This is a genomic window from Nocardia sp. NPDC055050 (assembly GCF_053608345.1).
Map to the genome: position 1 here is coordinate 1 of NZ_JBSGVG010000075.1, position 14,735 is coordinate 14,735.

At 69.3% G+C, this 14,735-nt stretch carries 13 protein-coding genes; 12 read left to right on the top strand and 1 reads right to left on the bottom strand.

The genetic code is table 11. The features are described from left to right. The first annotated feature begins 62 nt into the window (after positions 1–62). Together ACWGCN_RS35195 and ACWGCN_RS35200 are read left to right on the top strand one after the other, a co-directional pair. Entirely contained in the window at positions 63–1,073 is a 1,011-nt protein-coding gene (locus ACWGCN_RS35195; protein WP_452460502.1) for an alpha/beta hydrolase, read from the top strand. After that, a complete protein-coding gene (locus ACWGCN_RS35200) occupies positions 1,070–2,500 on the top strand; it encodes a wax ester/triacylglycerol synthase family O-acyltransferase (RefSeq protein ID WP_452529180.1) in 1,431 nt (476 codons plus the stop codon). Before ACWGCN_RS35195 ends, ACWGCN_RS35200 begins: the two co-directional genes overlap by 4 nt. Before the next feature lie 84 nt (positions 2,501–2,584). Here the strand turns inward: ACWGCN_RS35200 and ACWGCN_RS35205 are convergent, their stop codons facing one another. Continuing rightward, positions 2,585–3,283 carry a hypothetical protein gene (locus ACWGCN_RS35205; protein WP_452460363.1) on the bottom strand — a complete coding sequence of 233 codons (699 nt, stop codon included), beginning with the start codon at positions 3,281–3,283 and terminating at the stop codon, positions 2,585–2,587. Between the two features lie 110 nt (positions 3,284–3,393). Between ACWGCN_RS35205 and ACWGCN_RS35210 the strand changes: the two genes are divergently transcribed. From ACWGCN_RS35210 to ACWGCN_RS35255, 10 genes are all read left to right on the top strand, one after another. Continuing rightward, the gene (locus ACWGCN_RS35210; RefSeq protein ID WP_452449368.1) at positions 3,394–4,440 is read left to right on the top strand and encodes a FecCD family ABC transporter permease; all 1,047 of its coding nucleotides are present in this window, start codon (positions 3,394–3,396) and stop codon (positions 4,438–4,440) included. Between the two features lie 11 nt (positions 4,441–4,451). Continuing rightward, complete coding sequence (locus ACWGCN_RS35215) at positions 4,452–5,588, top strand: FecCD family ABC transporter permease (RefSeq protein WP_452460365.1); 1,137 nt, start codon at positions 4,452–4,454, stop codon at positions 5,586–5,588. Then, complete coding sequence (locus ACWGCN_RS35220) at positions 5,585–6,409, top strand: ABC transporter ATP-binding protein (protein ID WP_387443112.1); 825 nt, start codon at positions 5,585–5,587, stop codon at positions 6,407–6,409. Before ACWGCN_RS35215 ends, ACWGCN_RS35220 begins: the two co-directional genes overlap by 4 nt. Positions 6,410–6,471: 62 nt before the next feature. Then, positions 6,472–6,861: a BlaI/MecI/CopY family transcriptional regulator gene (locus ACWGCN_RS35225; RefSeq protein WP_279537543.1), complete on the top strand. Its 390-nt coding sequence runs from the start codon at positions 6,472–6,474 to the stop codon at positions 6,859–6,861. 64 nt (positions 6,862–6,925) lie between these two features. Beyond that, complete coding sequence (locus tag ACWGCN_RS35230; protein WP_379316511.1) at positions 6,926–7,864, top strand: M56 family metallopeptidase; 939 nt, start codon at positions 6,926–6,928, stop codon at positions 7,862–7,864. A 256-nt stretch (positions 7,865–8,120) separates the two neighbouring features. Next, positions 8,121–9,572, top strand: coding sequence for a DEAD/DEAH box helicase (locus ACWGCN_RS35235; protein WP_452460364.1), 1,452 nt, complete (start codon positions 8,121–8,123; stop codon positions 9,570–9,572). A gap of 119 nt (positions 9,573–9,691) precedes the next feature. Beyond that, positions 9,692–10,552 (top strand): DMT family transporter, encoded by an 861-nt coding sequence (locus ACWGCN_RS35240; protein WP_379317646.1) that lies wholly within the window; start codon positions 9,692–9,694, stop codon positions 10,550–10,552. Positions 10,553–10,603: 51 nt separating this feature from the next. Beyond that, positions 10,604–12,040 carry a GuaB1 family IMP dehydrogenase-related protein gene (locus ACWGCN_RS35245; protein ID WP_378627213.1) on the top strand — a complete coding sequence of 479 codons (1,437 nt, stop codon included), beginning with the start codon at positions 10,604–10,606 and terminating at the stop codon, positions 12,038–12,040. Between the two features lie 284 nt (positions 12,041–12,324). Then, on the top strand, positions 12,325–13,680 hold the full coding sequence (locus ACWGCN_RS35250; protein ID WP_387443102.1) for a hemolysin family protein: 1,356 nt from the start codon (positions 12,325–12,327) through the stop codon (positions 13,678–13,680). Next, positions 13,673–14,735, top strand: a 1,063-nt coding sequence (locus ACWGCN_RS35255; protein WP_378995204.1) for a hemolysin family protein, incomplete at its 3' end; no start/stop codon positions are given. The genes ACWGCN_RS35250 and ACWGCN_RS35255, both read left to right, overlap by 8 nt.

Sequence of the window (14,735 nt, forward strand, 5' to 3'; positions counted from 1 at the left end):
CTTCCGCCCCGAGAAGTCAGCAGGCTCGCAACACCATGAAGAACGAAATGCTCCGCGCGATCATGTCGGCCGTCTGCGTCCTGGCGCTGGCCTCGACGCCCCTGTTCGTCGACCGCGCGCAGGCTTCGGCCGCGCCCGGCGCGCGCCTGATGAGCCAGACGCAGTCCGGCCAGGTCGCCGACATCAGCGTCTACTCCCCCGCCATGGATCGCACGATCGCCCTGCGGGTGCTCCGGCCGGTCGACACCTCGACCCCGGCACCGACGCTGTATCTGCTGAACGGCGCGGGCGGCGGCGAGGATTCGGCCAACTGGCCCGGTCAGACCGATGCCGGTGGGTTCTTCGCGGACAAACACGTCAACGTCGTCATCCCGATGGAAGGCGCGTTCAGCTACTACACCGACTGGCAGCGACCCGACGCCGGCCTGGCGAAGAACCTCGAGAACAACGGCAACAACATGTGGACGACGTTCCTCACCCGGGAGCTGCCGCCCGTGATCGACGCCGCCTTCGGCACCGACGGCGTCAACTCCCTCGCCGGTATCTCGATGGCGGGAACCTCGGTCCTCGATCTCGCGATCCAGGCGCCCGACCTGTACCGCAGTGTCTCCGCGTACAGCGGGTGCGCGATGACCAGCGATCCGATCGGCCGGGCCTTCGTCTCCCTCGTCGTGCGGATGGGCGGCGGCAACACCGAGAACATGTGGGGTCCCGAGACCGACGCCGCCTGGCGCGAGCACGATCCCTACGTGCAAGCCCATCGTTTGCCGAATGTCCCGATCTATATTTCCGCGGGCACCGGGTTGCCGGGACCACACGACACGTTGTCGAATCCGCGCGTGCATATCAACGGAAAGAATCCGACTTCGATTCTCACGAATCAAATGCTCGTCGGCGGCGGTATCGAAGCCGCGACGGCGTATTGCACCGCGAATCTGGCGCAGCGCACCCGAGAGCTCGGCCGCACGAATATCACCTACAACATCCGACCGACCGGTACCCACTCGTGGGGCTATTGGGAGGACGACCTCCACGCCTCCTGGCCGATGATGGCGACAGCCCTGGGCCTATGAGCGCCGAACTCCGGGTGGGCTCCCGGCGACTGAGTCCGCGCGACGCCGTGTTCGTCTACGACGAGACCAACCGGCATCTGTCGAACATCGTCGCGGTCTACTTCGCCGACGCGTCGGGCCACGCCCCGCTGACGATCGCCCAGGTACTGGACTGGGCGCGCGCGAGCATCGGCCACGCGGAACTGTTCCACCGGCGCTTGCGGCGCGTCCCGATGGATCTCGATCTGCCGTACTGGGAGCCCGACCCGACCCTGTCGGTGCGCGACCACGTCACCCTGGACCTCCCCGGTTCGTGGGACGACGCCCGCGCCCGGATCGCCGAGATCACCTCCGCCCGGATGGATCTGACACGACCACCATGGGAGGTCCATGTGCTGGACCGCGTCGAGGGCGTACCGGCGATGCCGGGCACGACCACGGTCGTGGCGCTGAAGTTCCACCACAGCGTCGGCGACGGCGTGGCGACCCGGGCACTCGAGCGGCGGCTGTTCGGCACCGAACCCGCCCCCGCGATCCGGCTCGACGAGGCGCGGCCGCTGACCACCGCGGCGCGCACCGCGGGCGCGCTCGCGGTGGCGCCGGTACGCTTCGTCGCCGGTCTGCGCCGTGCGCGGAAGGCGCAGGACGAGCTGCGGGCCCTGATCGATGCGGGTACCGTCCACGATCCGGTCGCCGAGCGCCCGGCCACCCGATTCAACCGGGACATCGGTGCGGAGCTGACCTTTCACCTGTTGCCGATCCCGATGCCGGAGGTGCTCGCCGCGAAAACCGCGGCGCCCCACCGGGTCACGATCAACGATCTGATGCTCACGACGATCTCCGGCGCACTGGCCACCTACCTCGCCGAGCACGACGAAACACCCGACGGCGCGCTGGCCGCCATGGTGCCGATGTCGATGCGCGGTGTCGCCGAATGGGATTCGGCGAATCAGCTCAGCCAGATGATCGTCGACCTGCACACCGATATCGCCGACCCGATCGAGCGGCTGACCGCGATTCAGCAGTCGGCGGGCCGCGCCAAACAGCGCACCGCCGACCCGGTGGTGCAACGCACCGACCGGCGGGTGCAGACCGCGCCCGCGCTGCTGCTGCGCGCCGCCGGATGGGCAAGGGCGCAACGGCGTTTCGACGACGCGGCGACAGTGCCGTTCTGCAACACCACGATCAGCAACGTGCCGCCGGTGACCGACACCCTGGTCTTCTGTGACCGGCCGGTTCGTCGAGCGGTCGGGTCACTGCCCATCCTCGACGGCGACGGCCTGCGTCACCTGATCACCTCGCAGGGTGAGGAGATCGTCATCGCGGTCACGACGAACGCCGCGATGATGCCGGACCCGGAGCACTACGGCGAGTTGATCCTCGCCTCGTTCCGCGCACTGGCCGCCGCCCTGCACGCCCTCGGAAAAGCGGCGCCGACCAGCGCCTGAGCGGCGGCCGCCCGTATCCGCGATCACCGGATTCGCGCGGCGGATACCGACGTGAGATCCTGATGATCAACCGTCCAGATATGACTAGCGCTGCAGGCAGCTGCTGCGGCGCACCGGGAGACCGCGTTCCTCGAAGGCACCGAGCAGCAGCTGGCCACGGCGCGCGCCCGCGGAGACATCGGCGCGTGCCAGATCGGGGACGTAGGTCGCCGCGCCGATGATGGATTCGCCCACGAGGGTCCAGAACCGGCGAGCGGGCAGACCGGAGCAGCGAGTGAGGACCGATTGCAGCGGGATCAGCGACGACGCGCAGCGTTGGGCGAGCCAAACCGCCATGGCGGCTTCACAGGGGAAGGCGACCGCACCCGGCTCGGGATCGCAGTCGACGACGCGAATCATGGTGTCGGACAAGCCCGCCCAGTCGATGCCGCCGTCGTTGTCGTGGTGGATCCACAGGTTGTCGCGGCCCGGATCCCAGGCGTGCGCGTCCATCACGAACAGTGCCGTGACGCGGCCCGCCACGGCGTGGATGAGCGCGGTGGCCACCACTTCGGCGGCGATCTCGTCGTTGATCATCTCCGCGGCGTGCCGTCGGTACATCAGCTCGACGCGGCCCTCGGACAGCCCGTTGGGCACATGCCACCATCGCCGTTTGCCCTGCCCGCTCATCGCCGCGACGGCATACACGCGTGGATGCTCGGGTTGCAGCGCTTGCAACCTGGCACAGGCGCGGTCGAACGCGGCGGTGGTGCGGGACGTAGCGGTGGTGACGGGCTCGGACATCGAACCTCCTCGAACGTTGGTTCCCGTGACGATGATGTCTCGGAACATAGGTTAGGCTTACCAGACTTCACAAGTCGTGTCCGGTTTCGAGGCAGGAGAAGTTCGTCGCCGTGATCCACCCTGGCACCGTCAGACGTCGTCGTCTGACCGGGCTTCTGCTGCTCGTTGTCTTGCTCACCGTGGCGGTGGTGGCGAGCATTGCCATCGGCACCCGCTCGCTCGCACCCACCACGGTGTTCGACGCCGTCACACACGCTTTCGGCTGCGACGGCGGCCCGTTCCGATGCCCGGCCCGCTCCACCGCCGAGGAAATCGTGCGTGAGCTGCGTCTGCCGCGCACCGCATTGGCCCTGTTCGCCGGAGTGGCGTTGGGCGTCGCGGGCGCGCTCATCCAGGGGTATACCCGGAATCCGCTCGCTGATGCCGGATTGTTAGGACTGAATGCGGGCGCGGGCTTTCTGGCCGCGCTGAGCATCTTCCTGTTCGGGTTCACCGCACCCGCGCAGTACATCTGGTTCGCCTTCGCCGGGTCGGCGATCGCGGGGGTGATCGTGTTCGGGGTCTCCTCGATCGGCGGGGGCAAGGCGAGTCCGTTGAGCCTGATCCTGGCGGGGGCCGCGGTCACCGCCTTCCTCCAGGCGATGACGAACGCGATCATCGTGCTCGACAACGCGGCGCTCGACACCTATCGGTTCTGGGTGGTCGGCAACGTGGCCGGGCGCGAAGCGGAAGTGTTCTGGGAGGTCCTGCCGTTTCTGGTGATCGGCCTCGGCATGGCCATGGCCGCGGCACCCAGCCTGAATCTGCTGAGCCTCGGCGACGATGTCGCCCGCGGACTCGGCGTCGACGTCACCCGGGCGCGGGCCTTCGGCCTGCTCGCGGTGGTGCTGCTCAGCGGCGGGGCGACCGCGGCGATCGGGCCGATCGCGTTTCTGGGGCTGGTGGTTCCACACATGGCCCGGACCATCACCGGACCCGACAACAAGTGGCTGATCCCCTATTCCGGGCTGCTCGGCGGGTTGCTGCTGCTCGTCGCCGACGTCGCCGGGCGGGTGATCGCCCGGCCCGGCGAACTCCAGGTCGGGGTGATGCTGGCCGCCATCGGCGCGCCGTTCTTCATCGCGTTGGTGCGTCGCAAGAAGTTGGTGGCGCTGTGAGTGGGGTCGAGATGGGCAAGGCCGCCGACCGGGTCGACGCCGAACCCGCGAACGCCGACCGGGCAGTGACCGAGCTGCGCCGGGTGCGACCCGCGCTGCGGGTCGGGCCGGTGTCGTTGGTGCTGCGGCCGGTCGTGTTCGGCGTCGTCGTGGCACTGGCGGTCGCGGTGTTCGCACTGTTCTGCCTGGACATCGCCGTCGGTGATACCCCTATCCCCCTGGGACGCGTCCTCGACGTGCTCGGCGGCGGCGGCACCCGATCCCAGCGCTTCATCATCATCGAATCACGATTGCCACGGGCGCTGACAGCCGTGGTCGTCGGAGCCGCGCTCGGATTGTCGGGCGCGCTGATGCAGTCGATCCTGCACAACCCACTGGCCGGGCCGGACGTCCTCGGCATCACCACCGGCGCCAGCGTCGGCGCCGTCGCGGTGCTGGTCGGCAGCGGTGGTGCGACAACCGGACTGGTCGCGACCGTGGGAGCCCCGATCGCCGCGCTGACCGGCGGCCTGATGACCGCGGTCGTCATCTATCTACTGGCCTGGGGCCGCGGAGGCGGCGGCGAACGCGGGGTCACCGGGTTCCGGCTCGTCCTGATCGGCATCGGCGTGAACGCGGTCCTGATGTCGGTGATCAGCTGGCTGCTCACCCGCGCCAGCCTGACCGATGCCGCCCGTGCCCAGCTGTGGCTCACCGGGTCGCTCAACGGAGCCGACATGTCGAGGGTCGTGCCCGCCGTCATCGCGCTGTCCGTCGTGACCGTGGTGTCGCTGGTGTCGGCGCGCACGCTGGCCGCGCTGCGCCTCGGCGAGGATTCGACGAGGGTGCTCGGTGTGCGGATCCAGTCGCAACAGGCACTGCTCATCGGCGCGTCGGTCGTGGCGGCTTCGGTGGCGACCGCCGCCGTCGGGCCGGTCGGATTCGTCGCCCTCGCCGCACCGCAGATCGCGAGAATGGCGCTGCGGACCGCGGGTGAGCCCCTGATCGCCTCGGCGCTGACCGGTGCCGCACTGGTCGCGGGGGCCGATGTCATCTCGCGCGCACTCCTGCCCGTCGACCTGCCGGTCGGTATCGTCACCGCCGCGCTCGGCGGACCGTTCCTGCTCTACCTGCTCGTCCGCATGAATCGGAAGGCCACGCTCTCATGACCAGCCCCGCTCATCGCCTCGCCGCCGACGCCGTGTCCCTCGGCTACGGCGAGCGGGTGATCGTCGACGAGCTCAGCCTCGACATCGCGCCCGGCGTGGTCACCACGGTCATCGGCCCCAACGGCTGCGGCAAGTCGACACTGCTGAAATCGCTGGGCAGGCTGCTGCGCCCCAGCGCGGGACAGGTCGTCCTCGACGGCAAGGCCATCTCGTCGATGAAGACCAAGGACGTGGCCAGGGTGATCGGCATGCTGCCGCAGACTCCGGTCGCGCCCGAAGGGCTCACCGTCGCCGATCTGGTCGCGCGGGGACGTCATCCGCATCAGTCCTGGTTGCGGCAGTGGTCGGCCGACGACGAGACCGAGGTCGCGGCCGCGCTGGCCCAGACCGGTATCGCCGACCTGGCCGACCGGACCCTCGACGAACTCTCCGGCGGCCAGCGCCAGCGCGCCTGGATCTCCATGGCGCTGGCCCAGGGCACCGACATCCTGCTCCTCGACGAGCCGACCACCTACCTCGATCTCGCGCACTCGCTGGAAGTCCTCGACCTCGTCGACCGCCTGCACGCCGAGTTCGGGCGCACGGTGGTGATGGTGCTGCACGATCTCAACCTCGCCATCCGCTACAGCGACGAGCTCGTGGTGATGCGCGCGGGCGCGATCGTGGCGCGAGGCAAACCGGCCGACATCGTCACTGCCGAACTGCTCGCCGAGGTCTTCGGGCTCGAAGCCACCGTCCTGACAGATCCGGTCTCGGGGCGGCCGATGATCGTCCCGATCGGCACCCGGCACGTGCACGGCGCGGTCGGGTATGACGAATGACACACAGCAAACACCCCGTTACGACAATCTGTAGTACGCATGTTTGTCGTTGAGGCCGTAAAATCGGTGGGATGGCAGGTCTCGGCGAACTCGAAAAAGCGGTCATGGACCAGTTGTGGTCGGCCGATGAGCCACTGACGGTGCGGCAGGTCCACGAAGCGCTGGCCGCGCGGCGCGAGCTCGCGTACACCACGGTGATGACGGTGCTCCAACGACTGGCGAAGAAGGACCTGGTGGTTCAGCGACGCGACGATCGCGCGCATCGATACGCACCGGTTCACAGCCGCGACGAACTGGTCGCGAGCCTGATGGTCGACGCCTTGCAACAGGCCGACGCCGCAGGTAGTCGCGCCGCGGCGCTGGTGCACTTCGTGGAGCAAGTGGGCAAAGACGAAGCGGATGCGCTGCGCGAGGCACTCGCCAAGCTCGAATCCGACGAAAACAGCGGCTAGACTCCCTGGCGGCTCTCACAATGGAGTGAGCGCCCCTGGCCCCACAACGCAGTGAGCAGAGTCGATGAACGCAACCGCGGCAGTCTTTGCTGGTCTCGCCTTGCTTCTCGCAGGGCCGGTACCAGCGCTGCTCAGTCGCGCTACCTGGGTGCACCGCAGCCCGCGCGCGGCGCTGGTGTTGTGGCAGGCGATCGCGCTGGCCGCCGTGCTCAGCGCCTTCGGATCGGGGCTGGCCATCGCCAGCCTGCTGCTCGTGCCCGGCCCTGACGGTCGGCCCACCACCTCGCCCACCCAGGAGATCGACGCGCTCGGTCTGCCGCTGTGGACGCTGTATGTGCTGGTCTTCGCTCTGACCCTGATGGTCGGCGCCCGGCTGATGTTCTCGATCGTGCGCGTCGGCGTGCACACCCGGCGCCGCCGCTCCCGTCATCGCATGCTGGTCGACCTGCTCGATCAGAGCGGTCCGGTGCGCCGCGCCGCCGACATCCGCGTGCTGGCCGCCACCGAACCCATCGCCTACTGCCTGCCTGGGCTTCGTCAGCGGGTGGTGATCAGCGAAGGCACGCTCACCAGCCTCGACGACTCCGAGGTCACCGCCATCGTGAGCCACGAACGCTCACACCTGCGCGCACGCCACGATCTGGTGCTCGAGGCGTTCACCGCTGTGCACGAGGCTTTTCCCCGGGTTGTCCGCAGCAAGGCCGCGCTCGGCCAGGTGAAACTGCTGATCGAACTACTCGCCGACGACTCCGCGGTGAAGGTCACCGGGCCCAAGCCGCTGGCCCGCGCCCTGATCGCCTGCGCCAAGTCCACCGCACCGCAGGGCGCCCTCGCCGCGGGCGGACCGAGCACCCTGATCCGCATCCAGCGGCTCGCGAGCACCACTGGAGACGTGAGAGTCGCCACCGCCGCCTACCTCGGCTCGGCCGCGATTCTGGTCGTGCCGACACTGGCTGTCGCGGTGCCGTGGCTGCAGGAGCTCAACCGGCTCTTCCGCGGCTGACCTGGCGATCCGCCGCTGGTTCTCCCCCCGTGCGGCCTAGGCGCCGACCGCACCACCGCTCCCTGCTGCGCAGCGGCACAGACCTTGCCACAACCACTTCGCTGACCAGCCTGTTTACCCAACCGAGCCCGAACACGCCTATCCTGGGAGACCGGTCCTTCCTGCTGGGCCGCACCCCGCTCACGCCGAGGCGCGTATTCGGGTAATCGGCGCCGATCATCGTTCGGCGCGATTCGCAGCCCAACGAAAGGCCACCTTGACCAACTCTGCCGTGCCCAACGAACCGACCTTCGCCGAACTCGGCCTGCCCGTCGAACTGGTGCAGACCCTGCGCAACGCGGGCATCGACAAGCCCTTCCCCATCCAGGCCGCCACGATCGGCGACGCCCTGTCCGGGCGTGACGTGCTGGGTCGCGGCCCGACCGGCTCGGGCAAGACCCTCGCCTTCGGCCTGCCGATGCTGACCCGCCTGGCCGAGGGCTCGCAGTCCAAGCCCGGTCGCCCGCGCGGCCTGGTACTGGTACCGACTCGCGAACTGGCCACTCAGATCGAGAAGGCCCTGGAAGACGCCGCCCGCTCGCTGGGCCTGCGCGTGGCCTCCGTCGTCGGTGGCGCACCGATCAAGCGTCAGGCCGACCGCCTCGCCCGCGGTGTCGACCTGCTCATCGCGACCCCCGGTCGCCTCGACGACCTGATCAAGCAGCGCGCCGCCGACCTGTCGGACGTGACGATCACCGCGCTCGACGAGGCCGACCACATGGCCGACATGGGCTTTTTGCCCCAGGTCACCCGCCTGCTCGACCGCACCCCGAAACAGGGTCAGCGCCTGCTGTTCTCGGCCACCCTCGACGGTGACGTGGACAAGCTGGTCAAGCGCTACATGCACAACCCGGTGACCCACTCGACCGCGCCCGCCGAGGCCTCGGTGAGCACCATGACCCACCACCTGCTCTACGTGCGCGACAAGAACATCAAGCGCACCGTGGCCACCGAGATCGCCGCGCGTGAGGGCCTGACCATCATGTTCGTGCGTACCAAGCACGGCGCCGACCGCCTGGCCAAGCAGCTGCGCGGCGCCGGCGTCGACGCGGGCTCGCTGCACGGCGGCAAGGCACAGAACAACCGTGTGCGCACCCTGGCGGCCTTCGCCGACGGGTCGGTGCCGGTGCTGGTCACCACCGACGTCGCCGCGCGCGGTATCCACATCGACGGTGTCTCGCTGGTCGTGCACTTCGACCCGCCCGCCGAGCACAAGGCCTACCTGCACCGTGCCGGGCGCACCGCGCGCGCCGGGGAGGACGGTGTCGTGGTCACCCTCGTCACCGACGAGGAGCGCAAGGACGTCGCCGCGATGACCCGCAAGGCGGGCGTGCGCACCGACGGTGTCGACGTGCGCCCCGGCGACCGGAACCTGGTGGAGATCACCGGCGCTCGCAAGCCCAGTGGGATCGCACTGGCCGCGCCGGTCGCCCCCGCCCAGCCGACCCGCTCGGCGAACGGGGGCGGGCGTACTCGTCGTCCGCGCACCGGTGGCGCTCCGGCCGCCGAAGCGGGCCGTGGCGGCGCGCCGCGCCGTGAACGTCCGGCGCACGAGCCGCGCACGCGCTCCGGTGGACACGCCCGCACGGGCGACACGCCGACGAATTCTCGTCGTCGCGCCGCGCGTCCGGCAGCTCCCGCCGCGCACCGCAACCGCACGGCAAACTGAATCAACGCGTGGCCGAACCGATTACGGTTCGGCCACGCGTCTGTTTCCGGGTACCCGAACCCCGCGACTCTCGTTCGTAGATCAGCGCCGGCGAGCGCCGGAGCGCGCACACTGAGCCCGTGACGAACCACGAGATCGCCACCATCGTGTGCGCGCTGATCGCGGCCATGTTGATCGCGCTGGGCGCGGTAGCACAGCAGCGGGCGGCCGCGGCGGTGCCCGAAGGCACGCCCCTGCTCGGCGGACTGCTCCGCAGCCCACGCTGGTGGTCCGGAATCGTCGGCGACACCGGTGGTTACGCGATGCAGGTTCTCGCGCTGGCATTCGGCGCGGTGCTGGTGGTGCAACCGATTCTGGTGAGCGCCTTGGTCTTCGCGCTGCCGCTGTCCGCGCGGCTGAACGGGCAGCGGATCACCGCGCGTGCCGCCACGACCGCTTTGATCCTCGTCGCGGCGCTGGCGCTGTTCCTGATCGTGGGCGATCCGACAGCGGGCGAGGACACGGCACCCTTCCGGGAATGGTTGGTGCCCTTGGCGATTCTGCTCGGCGTCGTCGGGGGCGCGGCCGTCGCCGGGCTGACGATCAGCAGCCGGTCGGGACAGGCGCTCGCTCTCGGCCTCGCCGGCGGCGCGCTGTTCGGGATGGCGGCCGCACTCACCGATCGCGTGGTCACCCTGTTCGGTGACGGGATCGGCGCGGTGCTCGGCGGGTGGCAGACCTGGACGCTGGTGGCCGCGGGACTGCTCGGCGTGTACCTGCAGCAGCGCGCATTCCAGGCCGGACCGCTGTCGGCCTCACTCCCCGCGGCGACGATCGCCGAACCACTGGCCGCCGCGTTCCTCGGCCTCACCGCTCTCGACGAGCACCTGCGCACCAGCGGTCTCGGACTGGTCGTCGTCGGAGTCTGTGTCGTCGTGATGTGCGCGGCGACCGTGGCGCTGTGTCACACCAGAGCGGTCACCGCCGAGCCCACGCGCTGACACCTCGCGGGATTTGCCCGCCGCTGGGCTCACAGGGCTACTATCAATCAAGTGCGATTTCTTCCGGGACCCCAGCCGCCGTATGACCTGACCTACGACGACCTCTTCCTGGTCCCGAACCGGACCGATGTCGCGTCCCGGTTCGATGTGGACCTGGCCAGCGTCGACGGGACCGGTACCACCATCCCCCTCGTGGTCGCGAACATGACCGCGGTCGCGGGCAAGCGGATGGCCGAGACCGTCGCCCGCCGCGGTGGCATCGTGGTACTTCCCCAGGATCTGCCGATCCCCGCGGCCGCCGACACCATCGCGTTCGTCAAGAGCCGCTCGCTCACCGCCGACACCCCCGTCACTCTCGACCCCGATCGTTCGGTGTCCGACGCGGTGGCGCTGATGCACAAGCGCGCCCACGGCGCCGTCGTGGTCGTCGAGGACGGCAAGCCGGTCGGCGTCGTCACCGAGGCCGCCTGCGCCGATGTGGACCGGTTCGCGCGCCTGCGCGAGGTCGCGTTCACCGACTTCGTCCAGGTGGCCGTCGAGGCGTCCCCGCGCGACATCTTCGACCGCCTCGCCGAGGCCCACGCCCAGCTCGCGGTGCTCACCCACCCCGACGGCACCCTCGCGGGCGTGATGACCCGCACCGGCACCGTCCGCGCCGGCATCTACACCCCCGCGGTCGACGCGAACGGCAAGCTGCGCGTCGCCGCCGCCGTCGGCATCAACGGCGACGTGGCCGCCAAGGCGAAGGCCCTGGCCGAGGCGGGCGCCGATGTGCTCGTCCTCGACACCGCGCACGGCCACCAGACCAAAATGCTCGAATCTTTGCGCACCGTCGCCGATCTCGGTCTCGGCCTGCCCCTGGTCGCGGGCAATGTGGTCTCCGCCGAGGGCACCCGCGATCTGGCCGAGGCCGGCGCGACCATCATCAAGGTCGGTGTCGGCCCCGGCGCCATGTGCACCACCCGCATGATGACCGGCGTCGGTCGCCCACAGTTCTCCGCTGTGGCCGAATGTGCCGCCGCGGCAAAGGAACTCGGCGTGCACGTGTGGGCCGACGGTGGCGTCCGGCACCCCCGCGACGTGGCGCTGGCGCTGGCCGCGGGCGCGTCGAACGTGATGATCGGTTCCTGGTTCGCCGGTACCTACGAGTCCCCCGGCGACCTGCGCATCGACCGCGACGGCAACAAGTACAAGGAGAGCTTCGGCATGGCGTCCAAGCGTGCTGTCGCCGCTCGTACCGCCGCCGACAGCAGCTTCGACCGCGCCCGCAAAGCACTGTTCGAAGAGGGCATCTCCAGCTCGCGGATGCGTCTGGATCCCGAGCGTCCCGGCGTCGAGGATCTCATCGACCACATCTGTTCGGGTGTGCGCAGCTCGTGCACCTACGCCGGTGCTCGCTCGCTGCCGGAATTCCACGACAAGGCCGTGCTCGGCGTGCAGTCCGCCGCCGGCTTCGCCGAAGGCCGGCCGCTACCCAGCGGCTGGTGAACCGCGCCCGCGGCGGCCGATCGAACCCTTCGATCGGCCGCCGTCGGCGTGCCGGGGCCGCGCCGCTGACGCATCATGGGTGGGCACGGATTACTATGGAGTTGCCGATCACGGCACATGCTCGACTCCCGCCTCGAAAGGATCCAGTTGTCACCCGCGTCCAAGGGCGCCACACAGGAGGGCTCCTCTACGGAGCCGGGTGACAAACCCGGCGTCCTCCTTTCCGCAGCGTCCGTTCGATCCCCCGGTTTCCCTACCGCGCCCCCACTCGGGTGGTGCTGAGGATGTCCATCGTTCTGACTGTGCTCAGCCTGCTCGGCTTCGTCGCACTCACTCTCGGAACGGCACTGTTCGTCGCCGCCGAGTTCTCCCTCACCGCACTGGAACGCAGCACCGTCGAAGCGGCCGCTCGGGAAGGTGACACCCAGTCACGCCTGGTGAAACAGGCCCATCACACCCTGTCGTTCCAGCTCTCCGGCGCTCAGCTCGGCATCACCATCACGACGCTGATCACCGGCTACATCGCCGAACCCGTTCTGGCCCGGCTGCTCGATCCGCTGCTGGACGGCATCGGGTTGAGCGAAAACGCCTCGCACGGCGTCGCCTTGGCGCTGGCCCTGATCATCGCGACCTCGCTGTCGATGATCTACGGCGAACTGGTGCCCAAGAACATCGCGATCGCCGAGCCGATGATGGTCGCCCGGCTCACCGCGGGTCCGATGATCGGCTTCTCCGCCCTGTTCAAGTGGCTCATCCGTTTTCTCAACGGCGCCGCCAACTGGGTGGTCCGCAGGCTCGGCATCGAACCCGCCGAGGAACTGCGCTCGGCCCGCTCGCCTCAGGAACTCGGTTCGCTGGTGCGCACCTCCGCGATGCGTGGCGCGATGGATCAGCGCACCGCGCAGGTGATGGACCGCTCGCTGGAATTCGGTGAGCGCAGCGCCGAGGACCTGATGACACCGCGCGTGAAGGTCGAATCGCTGGACCGCCACGACACCATCGCCGATCTCATCGCCGCCGCCGCGCGCACCGGCTACTCCCGGTTCCCGGTGGTCGACGGCGACCTCGACAACACCCTCGGCGTGGTGCACGTCAAGCAGGCGTTCACCCACCCGGGTGAGCTGCGCAAGCAGATCCAGCTCAGCGACCTCGCCGTCGCGGTGCCGATCGTGCCCGCCAGCCTGGACGGCGACGAAGTCCTCGAGCGCGTCCGCGCCGACGGCATGCAGGTGGCTCTGGTCGTCGACGAATACGGCGGCACCGCAGGCATGGTGACCATGGAGGACCTGATCGAGGAGATCCTCGGCGACGTGCGCGACGAGCACGACGAGGAGGAGCGCGATGTGCGCCGGGTCTCCGACGGCTGGGACTGCTCGGGTCTGATGCGCATCGACGAGGTGTCGCGCGCGACCGGCTACGACGCACCCGAGGGCGAATACGAAACCCTCGGCGGGCTGGTACTGGCCCAGCTCGGCCGCATACCGGTGACCGGCGACGAAGCGGTGCTGCCCGAATCCCGCGGTTCCGGGGGCGGCTGGATCGCCCGGGTGGAACGGATGGACGGACGGCGCATCGACCGGGTGCGGTTGATCCCCGTCGACGAGGCCGCCCTCTCGGCACGGGAGAACGCTCATGGGTGACCTGTTCGGAATCTTGCTGACCGTCGTACTCCTGGCGGGCAACGCGTTCTTCGTGGCCGCCGAGTTCGCCCTCATCTCCGCCCGCCGTGACCGGCTGGAAGCCCTTGTCGCCCAAGGCAAGAAGAAGGCCCAGACGGTGATCGAGGCGGGTGAGAACCTGTCGATCATGCTCGCCGCGGCTCAGCTCGGCATCACCATCTGCTCGATCCTGCTCGGCCGCGTCGGCGAGCCCGCGATCGCGCACCTGATCGAGCGCCCGTTCGAACTGCTCGGCCTGCCCGATGAGTTGCTGCACCCGGTGGGCTTCGCGCTCGCGCTCACCGTGGTGGTGATCCTGCACATCCTGCTCGGCGAGATGGTGCCGAAGAACATCGCACTGGCCGGTCCGGAACGCTCGGCGCTGCTGCTGGTGCCGGTCCACCTGGTGTGGTTGCGGATCGCCCGACCGCTGATCGCGCTGTACAACCTGGCCGCGAACATGACGCTGCGGATGATGCGCATCGAGCCGAAGGACGAACTCGACGCGACCGTCTCGACGGTGGAACTGGCCGAGATGATCGGCGAATCCCGCTCCGAGGGGCTGCTCGACGAGGAGGAACACCGCAGGCTCACGCAGGCCCTCGGCACCTCCGACCAGGTCGTCGGCGATGTGATGGTGCCGCTGGCCCAAGCCAGATCGGTGCCGCTGATCGGCAACGGCACCACCCTCGGTGAGGTCGAGGCAGCGGTGTCCGAAACCGGTTTCTCGCGCTACCCGGTCGCCGCCTCCGACGGCTCCCTGGTGGGTTACCTGCACATCAAGGACGTCCTCGACGAGGTCGCCGACGACAACGCGGGCCCGGACACCGTCATCCCCCGCACCGACATCCGCCCACTGCCCACGGTGAGCACCGGAACTCCGCTCTACGAGGCGCTGGCCCGGTTGCGCCGCACCAGTAGCCATCTGGGACGGGTGGTCGACAGCCGGGGCAACACCGTCGGCGTGGTCGCCTTGGAGGACCTGATCGAAGAGTTCGTGGGCACCGTGCGCGACGGAACCCACCGCCTCGCCGAAT